The sequence below is a fragment of the Crassaminicella thermophila genome (genome assembly GCF_008152325.1).
GTDB lineage: Bacteria > Bacillota > Clostridia > Peptostreptococcales > Thermotaleaceae > Crassaminicella_A > Crassaminicella_A thermophila.
This window is the reverse complement of record NZ_CP042243.1, coordinates 2,001,935-2,017,946: the sequence shown is the minus strand read 5'-3', so window position 1 is coordinate 2,017,946 and position 16,012 is coordinate 2,001,935. Positions and strand designations below refer to the sequence as shown.

The following is a 16,012-nucleotide window of genomic DNA, read 5'->3' as shown; positions in this document are numbered from 1 at the left end:
GAGAGCCCGGTACGAAGCCTATTTTGAAGAACATCTCTGAGTTTCTAACCGAAATCCTTATGGAGAGTAGACTTAGACGGAGCCAAACCGTTATCTATTGGACAGTATCGAATTTTTATTCTGTACTGGTAAAAGAGAGCTTTTTAGCTAATTTGGGTGGTACCGCGGAAGTGAAACCTTTCGTCCCTTTATAGGGATGAAAGGTTTTTTTTATTAATGGAATATAGCATGGCCGTGCTAAGTTTGTATATTGAAATGAAGTCAAAAACTATTGTATGTAAAAAGTATAGGAGGAATAAAAATGAAAGAAAGATTAATTATACCAGAAGGATACGATCCAAAATTAAGTATAAGGGAAACAGAGGTAGCTATTAAAAAGATAAAAGATTATTTTGAAACTAGATTAGCAGAGAAACTTAACTTGACAAGAGTATCAGCTCCATTATTTGTTATACCTGATACAGGATTAAACGATAACTTAAATGGTGTAGAAAGACCTGTTGCTTTTGATGTGAAAGCAATTGAAGGAAAAAAAGTGGAAGTTGTACATTCATTAGCAAAATGGAAGCGTATGGCTTTATATAGATATGGTTTTGAGATTGGAGAAGGCTTGTATACAGATATGAATGCAATCAGAAGAGATGAAGATTTAGACAACTTACATTCTGTGTATGTAGATCAATGGGATTGGGAAAAAGTGATTGCAAAAGAAGATAGAAGTATAGAAACTTTAAAAAGTATTGTAAAAGACATTTATCAAGTATTTAAGAGTACAGAAAGTTATGTATGCAGTTTATATGAAGCTTATGAACCATTTTTACCAGATGAAATCAGTTTTATTACGACACAGGAATTAGAGGATAGATACCCAACATTTACTCCTAAGGAAAGAGAAGATGCTATTGCAAAAGAAAAAGGTGCAGTATTTATAATGCAAATTGGTGGAGAATTAAAATCAGGTATAAAGCATGATGGTAGATCTCCTGATTATGATGATTGGAAATTAAATGGAGATATTATTTTCTGGAACCCATTACTTAAGAAAGCTTTTGAATTATCTTCAATGGGTATTCGTGTAGATGCAAAAGCTCTTGAAGAACAGTTGAAGCTAGCAGGCTGTGAAGAACGTAAAGAACAAGAATTTCATAAGATGTTACTAGATGAAACATTACCTTTTACTGTAGGTGGTGGAATCGGACAATCTAGAATCTGTATGTTCTTCTTACAAAAGGCTCATATTGGTGAGGTTCAAGCAGCAATATGGCCACAAGATATGATAGAAGAATGCAAAGAAGCAAATATTCATTTGTTATAAAATAAAGCTGCCATTGGCAGCTTTATTTTATTGTGCTTAAGCTTTCTGAAATTTTTGGAACAACTTGTTTTTTTCTAGAAAGAATATTAGGTGCAAATACGCCTTGCTCTGCATTTATTTGAAAGGCCGAAGAAATGAAATTGTTATAATTGCACTTAAATAAAAGATAAGATCCTTCTTTTATTATATCTGTAATTAGAAGCAAGGTTAAAAAATAATCTTTGCTAGTATGAATCATATTAATGTATTTAATGAATTGTTTTTTTCGATTGAATACATCTTCAATATCTAAGGTGAAAACTTGTCCAATACCTACTTTATGCCCTTCTATGAGGAACTCTTTAAAATCTTTATAAAATATTTCTTCGATGCTTTGTCCTTCAAGGGATGTTCCTGCTTTAAATATTTGCATAGCAAAATTTTCTATATTTATATTTAAAATAGAATTTAATTTTTCTACAGCCTGTTTATCTAAATCTGTAGTTGTAGGAGATTTAAAAAATAAAGTATCAGAGATTATTCCAGATAAAAGAATTCCTGCAATTTTATAAGGTATGTCTACATTTTGTTCTTTAAACATTTCATAGATAATAGTACAAGTACTTCCTACAGGCATGTTTCGAAAATTAATTGGGCTATTAGTACAGATATCGCCTAGTTTATGATGATCAACAATTTCTAATATTTCTGCTTCTAAAAGTCCATCTGCACTTTGACTATACTCATTATGATCTACAAGCATGACCTTTTTTCTGCTTGGTTTTAAGATGTGTTTTCTGTTTATAAAGCCTAAAAAAATATTTTCGTCATCTATCACAGGATAGTTTATATGGTTTGTATTTATAATTTCTTCTCTTATATCTTCTAAATATTCGTTTTTATTAAATTTAACAATATTTTTCTTTTTCATAATAGAGGATACATAATTGCATTGATTGATAAGATGAGATGTAGTATATGTATCCATAGGAACAGAGATAATGGGAACATCATTATTTTTAGCAAGTTTTAAGTAAAAATCAGGTAACTCTGTTGCTCCGGTTACAATGATTAATTTTACCTTTGATTCAATAGCATGTTCAATGACATCATATCGATCTCCTACAATAATGATTTTGTTTTGATCTAAAGATCCTTGTATAGTTTTATAATAGAAAGCAATTACAGATATATTTCCTTCTATTATACGGTCATCTCCAACGAATATTTTTCCTCCTAAAGCATCAACAATGTTAGAAAGGGATGTATGAAGATGATAAAAGTCTCCTTGAATCAAGCCCATTGCAATATCTTTCATAGTAAGAATTCCTAAAAGTTTGTTATTTTTATCTACAATAGGAAGAGTTCTTTGGTTATTGTTTTCCATTAATTTATAGGCTTTTAATATAGAAGAGTTTGGAGTAACCCCTTTAATAACATCAAAATTTAAATCTTTTACCTGTGTCTTTACATTTTTAATAAGTTTTGGCATAGATTGATCAAAGTATTTTAATATATATTCTGTTTCTTTATTTATACTCCCTAAGACGCAGGGAATTGTATTAAAACCTAATTGATTTTTCAAATATGAAAGTGCAATTGCAGAAGATACTGAGTCTGTATCTGGATTTTTATGACCGAATACGAAAGTAGTCATAGTAAGCCTCCTTTTAGGGATTTGAATTTATAGCGTGTTATAAGTATTATACCAAAGGAATAGGGAGATGTATTTAGAATTTTTTATTTTGTTATTGCTAATTATTGATAAAGTTAAATTTTAATGAATCGCTTTACAAATTTAACGCATTAAAGTATAATAGCATTTGTAGAAAAATTGTATAAAAAATAGGAGGAAAAACGTATGAAGAAAAAAATAACTATACTATTTATGGCTATGATGGTATTTACAATGTTATTATCTGGATGTGGCCAAAAACAGGAAGTTTCAGAAAAAGAAGATAAATCTTTACAGGAAATTAAAGAAAAAGGAAATTTTATACTAGGTTTAGATGATAGTTTTCCGCCAATGGGTTTTAGAGATGAAAAAGGAGAAATTGTAGGGTTTGATATTGATTTAGCAAAAGAAGTTGCAAAGAGAATGGGTGTAGAACTTAAAGTAAAACCAATTGATTGGGATGGAAAAGTTTTAAGTTTAAATAATAAAGATATTGATGTTATATGGAATGGACTAACCATTACGGAAGAAAGAAAAAAACAAATTGGATTTTCAAAAGTATATATTGAGAATAGACAAATTATTGTTGTAAATAGTGATTCTGATATTCAAACAAAAAAAGATTTAGCAGATAAGATTGTAGCTGTTCAATTAGGAAGTAGTGGAGAAGATGCATTAAATGCTGATGTAGATACAGTAAAGTCTGTAAAGGAAGTTAGAAAATTTTCTAATTATACAGAAGCATTACTAGATTTAAAAGCAAAACGTGTAGATGCAGTTGTAATAGATGAAATTGTTGGAAGATATTATATGGCAAAAAGACCTAAAGAATATAAGGTTGCCAAAGAGGATTTTGGAAAGGAAGGTTATGGGATTGGCTTTAGATTAGGAGATGTAGCATTTAAAGAAGAAGTAGATAAAATACTAGATGAAATGAAAAAAGATGGTACAGCAGCAGAAATCTCTAAAAAATGGTTTGGAGAAGATATTTTGGCGAAATAGGAGGAATATTAAGTGTCATATATTGTAAATATAACAGGATTCATATTAAAGGGAAGTGTTATTACACTGAAGTTATACGCAGCAACTATTATTTTTTCTATTCCATTAGGAATTATATGTGCACTTGGAAAAATCTCTAAATCTCGTTTGATAAGGATTATATTAGAGTTATATACATGGATTTTTAGAGGAACCCCTTTACTTCTTCAACTCTTCTTTACTTACTATGGATTACCTGTATTTGGTATTCGTTTAGGACAGTTTGAGGCAGCGGCTATTACTTTTATTTTTAATTACGGCGCTTATTTTACAGAGATATTCAGAGCAGGAATAGAATCTATAGATAAAGGGCAGTATGAAGCAGCAAAAGCTTTAGGGATGAACTACCGACAAACAATGTCTAGGATTATACTTCCTCAAGCTATAAAAAGAGTTTTACCACCAACAAGTAATGAAGCTATAACATTAATTAAAGATACGGCATTAGTTGCTGCTATTGGCATGGGAGATATATTGCGTGCGGCTAAGGAAGTATTAACAAGAGATTTTAAGGTTACATCTTTTATGATTGCAGGAATTATTTACTTACTGCTTACATCTGTGATTGTAATGGTCTTTAGAAAACTAGAGCAGAAATATTCTATATATGAGTAGGGGTTTTGATATGGAAATGATTAAAGTATCACATATAAGCAAAAATTTTGGAAAATTAGAAGTATTAAAGAATATATCATTGACAGTTAAAAAGGGAGAAGTTATTTCAATTATTGGACCTTCAGGATCAGGAAAAAGTACTTTATTAAGATGTCTTAACAATTTAGAAAAAATAGATAATGGAAGAATTGAAATAGAGGGAAAACCAATTGCAGCTTATGAAAATGGGAAAAAAGTTCATATAACTGAAAGTGATATAAGGAAAAGATGCAAAAAGATTGGAATGGTTTTTCAAAGTTTTAATTTATTCCCACACAAAACAGTACTTCAAAATATAATAGAAGCTCCAATTGTAGTTGATAATATGGAAAAAGAGAAAGCTGTTAGGATTGCAGAGCGTTTGCTTACAAAGGTAGGGTTATCAGATAAAAGAGATGTTTATCCATCTAAGCTTTCTGGGGGACAAAAACAAAGAGTAGCTATTGCTAGAGCTCTTGCTATGCAGCCTGATATTATGCTATTTGATGAGCCGACATCAGCACTTGACCCAGAGTTAGTTGGAGAGGTACTCAAGGTAATGAAAGATCTTATGAAGGATCATATGACTATGTTAATTGTTACTCACGAGATGGCCTTTGCAAAAGAAGTATCAGATCGAGTGATTTTTATGGATGAAGGAAGAATCATAGAAGATACTTATCCAGAAAAATTATTTACAAACCCAGATCATCCTAGAATAAAAGCATTTTTGGAAAAAATGTTATAGAGAAAGAACCCAAAGAGGGTTCTTTTTTTATGAAACTGGATACATACCTTTGCTGCGCATATAGTTGAAAATACCTTCTCCATGTTGCTGCTCTTCTTTTTGAATATGATTTAGTACTTGACGTAAATTTTTGTCTGTACATTCAAAAATAGTTGTATTATATGCGCCAGATACAAATTTTTCTGTCATTAATGAATCCTTACAGAGCTTTGCATCATTTTGATTATATCCAGCTCCTTGAGCAGATGAGGTAATATTTTGTATTACTTGTGCTGTCGGTTGTGATTGTTGCTGATTCTGTCCAGTCATATTAGGTATTTGCCCACTTAGGATTTGATTAATCGTATTTAAGTGCTGCTGTTCTTGAGCAGCATAGGACTGGAATAATTGTTTTAATTGAGGGTCTTGTGCTTGATTGGAAAAATCTTGATACTTTTGTACACAATCTTCTTCATGTGCTCTTTGATCTTCTAAAAGCATACGTTCCTTTTGAGTTAAATTCATTATTCATTACACCTCCTGACATTATTCTCTGTAATATGGAATGAACTATGCATATAATTTTTATAAAATGTAGATGATTTTAAATGTTGGAAAATCAATGTTTTTAAAATAGTTAAAAATATTTAAAATTTAATTACAAATATTTGGAAGGAAATACAAGATAGATGTCTAACTATACTAATGGAATACAATATTTATGAGGTGATGCTATGAGGAATACGAATGGTTTACATTCGGCCTTTGATGAAGATGTTTATGATTTAATTGATTTAGTTGAAAAATTTTTAGAGTTTTCAGAGGAGTTATTGACAAAAGAATTGATCACAAAAGAAATATATGAACAAATAACACATAATAAAATAAAATTTTTATATGAAATTGAGAAGGAAATCCATTTAGAGAGTGTAAAAATTAAGGAGTGTATTTAGAATTAAAAAATAAACCTTTCTATACTATGTATAGAGGTTTATTTTTTTATATCTTAAAATTGATTTTTTCAAATAATAAATATATAATCATATAAGTATACTTACTAAGGAGGAAAAATTATGGCACTGCATTCGTTTTCTCGTACTGAATTAGTTATTGGTACAGAAAATCTTAAAAAACTTAAAAATAGTAAAGTAGCTATTTTTGGAATCGGCGGGGTAGGAACTTTTGTGGCAGAAGGTTTAGCACGATCAGGTATTGGAAGTTTTGTTTTAGTAGATGATGATGATGTGTGTTTAACAAATATAAATAGGCAAATCCATGCATTAAGAAGTACTGTCGGAAAACCAAAGGTAGAGCTTATGAAAGCACGAATATTAGATATCAATCCATATGCAAAAGTAGAAACTTATAAAATGCTATATACAGAGAATACAGCAGATAAACTTTTAGCAGACGATTATGACTATGTGGTTGATGCAATTGATATGGTATCATCAAAATTAGATTTAATAGAAAGGTGCTATAAAAGAGAGATTAAGATTATAAGCAGTATGGGAGCAGGAAATAAAATTGATCCAACGAAGTTTGAAGTAACTGATATATATAAAACTTCTATTTGTCCTTTAGCAAAAGTAATGAGAAAAGAACTAAGAAAAAGAGGAGTAAAGAAATTAAAGGTTGTATATTCTAAGGAAGAACCGATAAAACCTAAATTAGTGGATGCTGATTGTAAAACAAATTGTATATGTACTAATAAAGAAAGGACTTGTGCTGTACGTCGTCAAGTTCCAGGAAGTATGGCATTTGTACCTTCTGTTGCAGGACTAATTATTGCTTCTGTTGTAGTAAGAGACTTAATAGACATAAAACCTTAATTCTTAGGAATTAAGGTTTTTTTGTATGTAAATTTAGCCAATTTCGTGTGTTTTATTGATTTATGTTAACTATAAATGATATAGTATGAAACATAGGTGGTTTATTCTTCGAGTAGCATTATGCAATCCATAATAACTATCCGAGAATAAGGAGGAGAGCGAATGAAAAAGTATTTAAAAGGTTTGGTTTTAGCAGCGTGTATTATGAGTTTTAGTACAAGTGCATTAGCAGATGGATATGTTTTTTCAAAGAATATATATAAAGTAAAGATGAATCATAAAGATGTAAAAGTAATACAAGAAGCATTAAAGAAAGATGGTGTATTTCATTATTATAAAACCACTACATATTTTGGGCCTATTACAGAAAAGGCTACAAAAGAATTTCAAAGAAAAAATGGATTAAAAGTAGATGGAATTGTAGGAAAAAGTACCATTGGAAAAATGAGAGATTTAGGGCTTATTTATGAAAATAAAAAATCTATTAGCAGATCGTATGTCTTTTCAAGAAATGTATACAAGTTAGGAATGAAGCATTCGGATATAAAAGTATTGCAAGAAGGATTGAAAAAAGATGGTGCATTTAATTATAATAAAACCACTACATATTTTGGACCTATTACAGAAAAAGCTGTAAAAAGCTTTCAAAAAAAATATGGATTAAAGGCTGATGGCATTATTGGAAAAGCTACAATAAACAAAATGAAAAAATTAGGACTTATTGATGGAAGTATGCCAAAAACAAGTAGAGGATATTCTAAGAGAAAAGTAGGAGAATACCTTGACTGGTGGACACAGGTTTCTAATAAAATAATTCATAGAGGAGATAACCTAAGAATTGAAGATTTAAAAACAGGAAAAACTTTCAATGTAAAGATGACAGTTGGTACAAATCATGCAGATTGTGAGACTTTGACAAAGAAAGATACAGCCATTATGAAGGAAATATGGGGTGGATTTAGCTGGGAGAGAAGGCCAGTGTTAGTATATAAAGATGGAAGAATAATTGCAGCATCTATGAGTAATATGCCACACGCAGGAAGAGAGGATCAGCCAGCAGGAAAAACAGTATCTAATAGAAGTGGTGGCTTTGGTAGGGGATACAATTATGATTTTATAAAAGGAAATGGTATGGATGGACATGTGGATCTGCATTTTAAAAATAGTATGAGACATAAGGATAACAAAAAAGATCCAAAGCATCAGAGAGCAGTAAAAGAAGCAGCAGGGATAAGATAAAGACTCGAGTAAAATCGAGTCTTTTTTTGCAATGAAAAAATAATCATAAAAACTTATAAATATGCACTTGAATAAATATTAATAATAATGTATAATGATACAAGATAAACGGATGAAAATTAGAGGGGGAAAGATTTATGTTTAGTAAAAAAATTATTGCGATTTTTCTAACGATATGTATGATAGCTACATTTTCAGGATGTGCAAAAGAAAAAAGTAGTGCTGATGATCAAATAAGTAAATTAGATGAAATTAAAAAAGAAGGAAAGATTGTACTTGGTACAGCTGCAGATTATCCACCGTTTGAATTTCATAAAGAAATCAATGGAAAAGATACAATCGTAGGATTCGATATTGCAATTGCAAAAGCAATAGCAGAAGAAATAGGTGTTGAATTAGAAATAAAAGATATGAGATTTGATGGTTTATTAGCTGCTTTAGTGGCAGACAAAATTGATTTTATTATTGCTGGAATGAATCCAACGCCTGAGAGAGCAAAGAGCGTTGATTTTTCGAAGGAATATTATGTTGAGGAACAAAGAATTTTAGTAAAGAAAGAAGAACAAGATAAATTTAAAACAAAAGAAGATCTTAAAGGACTTAAGATTGGGGCTCAAAAATCATCAGTCCAAGAAGGTATTGCAAAAGATATTGAAGGAGCAGATTTAAAATTGCTTCCTAAAATAACAGATTTGGTGTTAGAGCTTACAAATAATAAAGTAAAAGCAGTTATTTTATCAAGACCTGTAGCAGAAGCATATGTGAAAAGCAATGATAATCTTGTTTCATTAGATTTATCTCTTGGTAAAGAAGAAGGGGTTGCAATAGCTGTTAATAAAGGTAATGAAGATTTATTAGAAGTAATTAATCAAACATTAGATAAACTAATAAGTGAAGGAAAAATAGATCAATTTATTACAGAAGCTACAGAATTAGCTGATCAAGAATAAAAAAACAATGAAATTTTTAAATATACACTTGAATAAATATTAAATATAACGTATAATGTTACAAGAGATGAAAAATCTAAGGGGGAAATAAATATGTTCAAAAATAGTGGTAAAAAACTATTAGCAATTTTACTTATGGCTTGCATGGTATTTGCATTTGCAGGATGTGCAAAGGAAAAAAGCAGTGCTGATGAGTCAGTAAGCAAATTAGATGAAATTAAAAAGTCAGGAAAAATTGTAGTTGGTACATGTGCAGACTATCCACCATATGAATTTCATAAAGAAATAAACGGAAAAGATACAATCGTAGGATTTGATATTGAAATTGCAAAAGCAATAGCAGAAGAAATTGGTGTTGAGCTAGAAATTAAAGATATGAAATTTGATGGTTTATTACCTGCTTTAGTAGCAAATAAAATAGATTTTATTGCTGCAGGGATGAATCCAACAGAAGAAAGAGCAAAAAGTGTAGATTTTTCTAAAGTATACTATTCAGAGGAACAAAGAATACTAGTAAAAAAAGAAATAGCTGATAAAATTAAAACAAAGGATGATTTTAAAGGACTTAAAGTTGGGGCACAAAAAGCAACAATACAAGAAGAATTAGCATTAGGACTTAAAGGAGCAGAAGTAAAATCGCTTAGCAAAATTACTGATTTAGTATTAGAGCTAACAAATAATAAAGTTGATGGAGTTGTTTTAGTAAAACCTGTAGCAGAAGCATATGCAAAACAAAATAAAGATTTAGCTGTATTGGATTTAGATTTAAATACAGAAAATGAAGAAGATTCAAGCGTAGCTATAGCAATTAATAAAGGAAATAAAGATTTAGTAGAGGTTATTAATAAAACATTAGATAAATTAATAAGTGAAGGAAAAGTGGATCAATTTATTACAGAAGCAACAAAGCTAGCTGATGAAGAGTAGAAATTAATCTAGCAAAAGGTGATTTATCACCTTTTGCTTAAGTTTTGTTTATAGGATATTGATTAGGAGGTGGCATCATTGGATTTAGCATTTTTAGCAAAGTATTATAAGTTTTTTATAAATGGTACGGGGATTACGCTTTTTCTTTCATTTTTTGGTGTTATTTTCGGTGTTATTTTCGGTGTTTTTTTAGCTTTGATGAAATTATCAAAAAAATCTTTTTTAAGGATGCCTGCAACAGCTTATATTGAGGTAGTTAGAGGAACTCCTTTGTTGGTACAATTATTTATTGTTTATTATGGATTACCTTTGTTGACAGGTATAGAATTACCTGATTTAGCATTAGGAATTATTGCAGTATCATTTAATAGTGCTGCTTATGTAGCAGAAATAATTCGTGCAGGAATTCAGTCTATTGATAAGGGACAGATGGAAGCAGCAAGATGTTTAGGGATGACGCATACTATGGCTATGAGATATATTATTATTCCACAGGCATTTAAAAACATTTTACCTGCATTAGGAAATGAGTTTATTGTTTTAGTGAAGGAATCTGCTATCGTTTCTGTAGTTGGAATACAGGATTTAATGTATAAAGCAGATACAGTAAGAGGTATATCCTATAGGCCTTTTACACCATTAATTATTGCTGCAATTATTTATTTTATTATTACATTTACCCTTTCAAAATTAGTAAGCAGACTTGAGAGGAGGTTGAGTGCTGGTGATTCACGTATCTAATCTAAACAAAAAGTTTGGAAATTTACATGTTTTAAAAGGCATTGATGAACATATAAAAAAAGGGGAAGTTGTTGTAGTAATTGGGCCAAGTGGATCCGGTAAAAGTACTTTTTTAAGATGTTTAAATCTTTTAGAATATCCTACAAGTGGTGAAATCGTATTTGAAGGTGTTTCAATAACAGATAAAAAAAATGATATAAATAAGCAAAGAGAAAAGATGGGGATGGTATTTCAGCAGTTTAATCTTTTTCCTCATATGACAGTTTTAGAAAATATTACTTTAGCTCCTATTAAAGTAAAGAATATGAAAAAAGAAGAAGCGGAAAAAATAGCATTTCGTTTGTTAAATAGAATTGGATTAGAAGATAAAGCACAGAATTATCCAAACCAGCTTTCAGGGGGGCAAAAACAAAGAATTGCGATTGCTCGTGCATTAGCTATGTCTCCTGATGTAATGCTTTTTGATGAACCAACTTCAGCCCTTGATCCTGAAATGGTTGGAGAAGTGTTAGATGTGATGAAGGAATTAGCTAGTGAAGGAATGACAATGGTAGTAGTTACCCATGAGATGGGATTTGCAAAAGAAGTTGGTACAAGAGTTCTTTTTATGGATGGTGGAAAGATTGTTGAACAAGGTACACCAGAAGAAATATTTACAAATCCAAAGCATCCGAGAACAAAAGATTTTTTGGGAAAAGTATTATAAAAGAGCTGAGGAGAATGTTCTCTTCTAGTTCTTTTTTTGTATAAAATTGATGTTTTAGAAAAGAATTTGTAATACAATTGTTATTGATTCTTTGTATATATTTGTGGTATATATAAGTTAGGGGTTAGAGATTTTATTATTGACATTAAATTTATATTATTAAAAAATTCATACGGATAAGAAATAATGAAGTTGTCAATAATATAAAAGTTCTTATAGAATAATACTTGTATTGGGGAGAAGGAAAATGAATAGGATAAAAACTTTAATTGTAGGTTCTATGTTTTTTGTATTAATATCAAGCTTTACAATTGGTATTACAAATTTAAGTAGATTGATTGCTCAATAAAAATAATGGCAATTTGCCATTATTTTTTATTTCCATAATTATATTCATAAAGTCCATATTTATGGGCTTTTTTGTTTTGTATTAAAGATAAACAATATCAATATTAAAAAAAGAAATATAAAAAGATAAGTGAATGACTCTGATAGCTTTTGCAAAAATTCGCATGTTGCTTTTGCAACTGCTCATATCTATAACGAAATCTCTTTATTTTATTAGTTATCTGGAATGAACGTTTTTTTATTTTTCTTTTTAAAATTGTTTATCTATAATAATAAAGAATAATTCAACTGTTTTTAACAGAAAATATATAAGAAGTTAGGAGGGGAAGATTTTGAAAAAAACGAGAAAATTTATATGTTTTACTTTGATTATAAGTTTTTTTCTAGGGATTTTTTTTATAGATGTTATTTATGCAGGTAGTCTTTCTTGGGGATCGAGAGGAAATGAAGTAAAAATCGTGCAAACAAAATTAAAAAATTGGGGTTATTATAAAGGTACTATTGATGGGATTTTTGGAAAAAAGACTTATCAAGCTGTCGTTAAGTTTCAGAAAAAAAATGGACTTTTAGCAGATGGGAAGGTAGGCTCACAGACAAGAAAAGCACTCGGAATTTCAGGAAAAAAGACAATGGCTAAATATAATAATATTGTATTAATTGCTCAAAAAAAACTTAAGCAATGGGGATATTATATTGGAGCAGTAGATGGAATTTATGGATCAAAAACATATAATGCTGTTACAAAATTTCAGAAAAAGAATGGATTAAAAGTTGATGGGGGTGATAGGACCAAATACAAGAAAAGCATTAGGAATAAGTGAGAAAGAGGTTAAGGGAACGTACACATCAACAAGTAGAGGTGTTTCAAGAAAAGATGATGTAACATTACTTGCAATGGCTATTCATGGAGAAGCAAGAGGAGAACCTTATGTAGGACAAGTTGCTGTGGCTGCAGTCATATTAAATCGTGTGAAACATCCATCATTTCCAAATAGTATTGCTGGAGTAATCTTTCAACCAGGAGCTTTTACAGCTGTAGATGATGGACAAATTTATTTAACGCCAAACAAAGAATCGTATAAAGCAGCAAGAGATGCTTTAAATGGATGGGATCCAACAGGAGGAGCTATTTATTATTGGAATCCTGCTACAGCTACAAGCAAGTGGATATGGACAAGAAAAGTTACTCTAAAAATAGGAAAACATTGGTTTGCACATGAATAGAAACGGGGGATAGATATGAAAAATAGTTTGGTAGTAGTATTATTATTAGCATTGATAGTGACAGGATTATGGGGATATACACAATATCAACAAAATAAAGAACATAATATTTTTTTAGAAAATCAATTTCAAAGAATGTTCCATGATATGGTTGTAGATGTGGAAAATATTCAAGTTAATCTTTCAAAGGTTATGATCGCTAGTGCCCCAAAGCAAAATGTATTGTTATTTTCAGATATTGCTAATCTTTGCTATGATGCTCAGGAAAAATTAACGCAGCTTCCAATTGATCATAAGAACGTAAGCAAAACACAAAAATTTTTAAGTCAAGTAGGGGATTTGAGTATTGCTTTAGCAAGAAAAAATCTTGAAGGGAAGCCTTTAAGTCTAGAGGAAAAAGAAACATTACAACAATTACATAATTATTCTAATTATCTATCCCAACAATTTATTTCTCTACAAAATAGCATAGCAGAAAATGGAATGAGCATTGGAGAATTAAGGAGAAAAGCAAATAAGAAACTAAAAAAACCTAATGAAAATATGATTACTACTAGTTTTTTAAATATAGAAGAAAAAATGCAGGAATATCCAGAGTTAATATATGACGGACCCTTTTCAGAACACATAAAAAAACAAAAATCAAAATTAAATGGTAGAAGAATTAGTAAAAATGAAATAAAAAAAATAGCAGAAGAATTTCTAGGAAATAAAGTAGAATATAAAGCTGATTTGATAGGAGAAACAAATAGTAGAATTCCTGCATATACAATAGAGTTAAAGCCTAAGGAAAAAGAAAAAAGTTCCGTAACAATGGCAATAACAAAAAATGGTGGCTACGTATTATGGATGCTTAACACAAGGGAAATTAGTGAAGCGAAAATATCAGAAAAGAGAGGATTAGAAATAGCAAAAGATTTTTTAAAAAAAAGAGGCTATAAAAACATGGTTCCAACATATTCAGAAAAATATGATGGACAAATGGTTATTAACTTTGCTTGTATGCAAGATAATGTGATTATATATACGGATTTAATTAAGGTAAAGGTTGGATTGGACAATGGAGAAATTGTAGGTTTTGAGGCAGAAGGATATTTGTTTAATCATCATGAAAGGAATATTTCTAAACCAAAAATAAATATACAAGAAGCAAAAGATAAGATCAGTATTGATGCAAAAGTTATAGATTCAAAGCTTGTTATTATACCAAATGAAGGTGGAAAAGAGATATTATGTTATGAATTTAAAGCAAATTATAAAGGTGATACATTTTTAATTTATATAAATGCAGAAACTGGGGAAGAACAAAAAATATTACAGGTAATTATAAAAGAGAATGGCGTATTGATGTTATAAAAAGCAAAAAAATCTTTCTTATAATAATAAGAGAGATTTTTTATGCAGGAATTTAAAAAATAATGTAGAAAAATAAGAAATAAAGTATATTTTATGGGGGTATATAAATGAATGAGGTTTTAAAAAGATATGTAGATATAGCAGCATACGTAAATGATTTTACAGAAGATGATTTAGCTGTTGCAATAAGTGATAGAGAAAAATTATTAAAATATATGCCTGGGAAAACAATAGATCTACATATGAGAGAAGGAGATGCATTAAATCCTGAAACAGTGCTTTATCAATGTATAAAACAGAAGAAAAAAGTTACTAGGTTTATATCGAAGGAGTTAACTGGCACACCTATGTCAGCTACAGGAATGCCAATTATAGATGAAGATGGACAAATTATTGGAGCGATTGGAACGGCGAAAAACATTAGTGATCGTGAAGAACTTTTAGATATTATTAAAACTCTTGCAAATTCTTTAAATGAGATGTCAAAAACAACAACACAAATTTCTTCTAGTGCTGAACAAATTGCTTTTTCAGGAGAAGGGATTATTAGCTCCGTAAATAATGCATTAACAAAGGCAAAAGAAACAGATCAAGTTGTTGGATTTGTACAGCAGGTTGCAAAACAAACAAATTTACTAGGTCTAAATGCAGCTATCGAAGCTGCTAGAGCAGGCGAAGCTGGCAGAGGATTTCAAGTGGTTGCTGAAGAAATAAGAAAATTAGCAATTTCTAGTAACGAAGCAGTAGATAAGATTGCTTCTGTACTAAAAGAAATTCAAGAGGGTGTTACCCAAATACTTCAAATGGTAGAGCAAAATGGAGCATTGACTCAAGAACAGGCTGCAGGGACAGAAGAAATTACAGCAGAGATAAATGAACTATCTCAGTTAGCTGAAAAATTAAATGCATTTGCACATAAATTATAGGATTAGGTTTAAACCTAATCCTATTTTTATTTAGACAACCTGTAACAGATTTAAGATAAATACATAGTATAGTAGTGCAAAAGGATAATAAAAAATGAAAAAGGAGGGTGATTATGCCAAATAATATAAATAAAAAATTAAGAAAGGTAGCAGGAGCCATAAATGCATCAGATGAACAATTCAAACAACTTTCTAATTTAGCGGATAAATACAAAAATAAATCACAAGGCGAAATTGAAGAAGAAATGAAACGCTTGATAGGTGGTTTTTCTATAGCTGAGAAAAATAACTTAATTAAAAAACTTCAAATGCTTAAGCAAATGACTGAACTTTTAGATACAGCTCAAAGAAGAAAAATAGACATGTTTATTAAACTTTTGTCAAAATAACGAA

At 30.0% G+C, this 16,012-nt stretch carries 16 protein-coding genes, 2 pseudogenes and 1 other annotated feature (1 of these 19 only partly in view); of the genes and pseudogenes, 16 read left to right on the top strand and 2 right to left on the bottom strand.

The window, feature by feature from the left end:
* Nucleotides 1–191, top strand: a binding site (T-box leader); it begins 59 nt to the left of the window's first position.
* Between the two features lie 110 nt (nt 192–301).
* A complete protein-coding gene (asnA, locus tag FQB35_RS10215) occupies nt 302–1,315 on the top strand; it encodes an aspartate--ammonia ligase (RefSeq protein ID WP_148809823.1) in 1,014 nt (337 codons plus the stop codon).
* Nucleotides 1,316–1,337: 22 nt separating this feature from the next.
* On the opposite strand, the gene FQB35_RS10210 is transcribed toward asnA, so the two are convergent.
* Nucleotides 1,338–2,951: a putative manganese-dependent inorganic diphosphatase gene (locus tag FQB35_RS10210; RefSeq protein WP_148809822.1), complete on the bottom strand. Its 1,614-nt coding sequence runs from the start codon at nt 2,949–2,951 to the stop codon at nt 1,338–1,340.
* Nucleotides 2,952–3,155: 204 nt separating this feature from the next.
* On the opposite strand from FQB35_RS10210, the gene FQB35_RS10205 reads away from it, so the two are divergent.
* The 3 genes from FQB35_RS10205 to FQB35_RS10195 are packed head-to-tail and all read left to right on the top strand — an operon-like array spanning nt 3,156 to nt 5,391.
* Nucleotides 3,156–3,971, top strand: coding sequence for an amino acid ABC transporter substrate-binding protein (locus FQB35_RS10205; RefSeq protein ID WP_148809821.1), 816 nt, complete (start codon nt 3,156–3,158; stop codon nt 3,969–3,971).
* Between the two features lie 12 nt (nt 3,972–3,983).
* On the top strand, nt 3,984–4,625 hold the full coding sequence (locus tag FQB35_RS10200; protein WP_148809820.1) for an amino acid ABC transporter permease: 642 nt from the start codon (nt 3,984–3,986) through the stop codon (nt 4,623–4,625).
* A 10-nt stretch (nt 4,626–4,635) separates the two neighbouring features.
* Nucleotides 4,636–5,391, top strand: coding sequence for an amino acid ABC transporter ATP-binding protein (locus FQB35_RS10195; RefSeq protein ID WP_148809819.1), 756 nt, complete (start codon nt 4,636–4,638; stop codon nt 5,389–5,391).
* Nucleotides 5,392–5,418: 27 nt separating this feature from the next.
* Here FQB35_RS10195 and FQB35_RS10190 read toward each other — a convergent pair whose 3' ends face one another.
* A complete protein-coding gene (locus FQB35_RS10190) occupies nt 5,419–5,895 on the bottom strand; it encodes a spore coat protein (protein WP_148809818.1) in 477 nt (158 codons plus the stop codon).
* 209 nt (nt 5,896–6,104) lie between these two features.
* Between FQB35_RS10190 and FQB35_RS10185 the strand changes: the two genes are divergently transcribed.
* The 12 genes and pseudogenes from FQB35_RS10185 to FQB35_RS10130 all read left to right on the top strand — a co-directional run bounded on the left by FQB35_RS10185 (nt 6,105) and on the right by FQB35_RS10130 (nt 16,008).
* Complete coding sequence (locus FQB35_RS10185; protein ID WP_148809817.1) at nt 6,105–6,323, top strand: hypothetical protein; 219 nt, start codon at nt 6,105–6,107, stop codon at nt 6,321–6,323.
* 120 nt (nt 6,324–6,443) lie between these two features.
* Nucleotides 6,444–7,202: a tRNA threonylcarbamoyladenosine dehydratase gene (locus FQB35_RS10180; RefSeq protein WP_148809816.1), complete on the top strand. Its 759-nt coding sequence runs from the start codon at nt 6,444–6,446 to the stop codon at nt 7,200–7,202.
* 162 nt (nt 7,203–7,364) lie between these two features.
* Nucleotides 7,365–8,441: a peptidoglycan-binding domain-containing protein gene (locus FQB35_RS10175; protein ID WP_148809815.1), complete on the top strand. Its 1,077-nt coding sequence runs from the start codon at nt 7,365–7,367 to the stop codon at nt 8,439–8,441.
* 137 nt (nt 8,442–8,578) lie between these two features.
* Nucleotides 8,579–9,391 (top strand): transporter substrate-binding domain-containing protein, encoded by an 813-nt coding sequence (locus FQB35_RS10170; RefSeq protein WP_148809814.1) that lies wholly within the window; start codon nt 8,579–8,581, stop codon nt 9,389–9,391.
* 93 nt (nt 9,392–9,484) lie between these two features.
* Complete coding sequence (locus FQB35_RS10165) at nt 9,485–10,318, top strand: transporter substrate-binding domain-containing protein (RefSeq protein ID WP_148809813.1); 834 nt, start codon at nt 9,485–9,487, stop codon at nt 10,316–10,318.
* 78 nt (nt 10,319–10,396) lie between these two features.
* Nucleotides 10,397–11,059, top strand: coding sequence for an amino acid ABC transporter permease (locus tag FQB35_RS10160; RefSeq protein WP_148809812.1), 663 nt, complete (start codon nt 10,397–10,399; stop codon nt 11,057–11,059).
* Nucleotides 11,043–11,765, top strand: a complete 723-nt coding sequence (locus FQB35_RS10155) for an amino acid ABC transporter ATP-binding protein (RefSeq protein ID WP_148809811.1) — start codon at nt 11,043–11,045, stop codon at nt 11,763–11,765. The genes FQB35_RS10160 and FQB35_RS10155 overlap by 17 nt, the downstream gene beginning before the upstream one ends.
* 806 nt (nt 11,766–12,571) lie before the next feature.
* A pseudogene (locus FQB35_RS16650) lies at nt 12,572–12,661 on the top strand (peptidoglycan-binding domain-containing protein); the annotation flags it as partial.
* A gap of 102 nt (nt 12,662–12,763) precedes the next feature.
* Nucleotides 12,764–13,337 (top strand): annotated as a pseudogene (sleB, locus tag FQB35_RS10145) (spore cortex-lytic enzyme); the annotation flags it as partial.
* 15 nt (nt 13,338–13,352) lie between these two features.
* A complete protein-coding gene (gene ypeB / locus FQB35_RS10140) occupies nt 13,353–14,693 on the top strand; it encodes a germination protein YpeB (protein WP_148809810.1) in 1,341 nt (446 codons plus the stop codon).
* A 107-nt stretch (nt 14,694–14,800) separates the two neighbouring features.
* Entirely contained in the window at nt 14,801–15,619 is an 819-nt protein-coding gene (locus FQB35_RS16430; protein WP_148809809.1) for a methyl-accepting chemotaxis protein, read from the top strand.
* A gap of 113 nt (nt 15,620–15,732) precedes the next feature.
* The gene (locus FQB35_RS10130) at nt 15,733–16,008 is read left to right on the top strand and encodes a hypothetical protein (protein WP_148809808.1); all 276 of its coding nucleotides are present in this window, start codon (nt 15,733–15,735) and stop codon (nt 16,006–16,008) included.
* Nucleotides 16,009–16,012 lie beyond the last annotated feature (4 nt).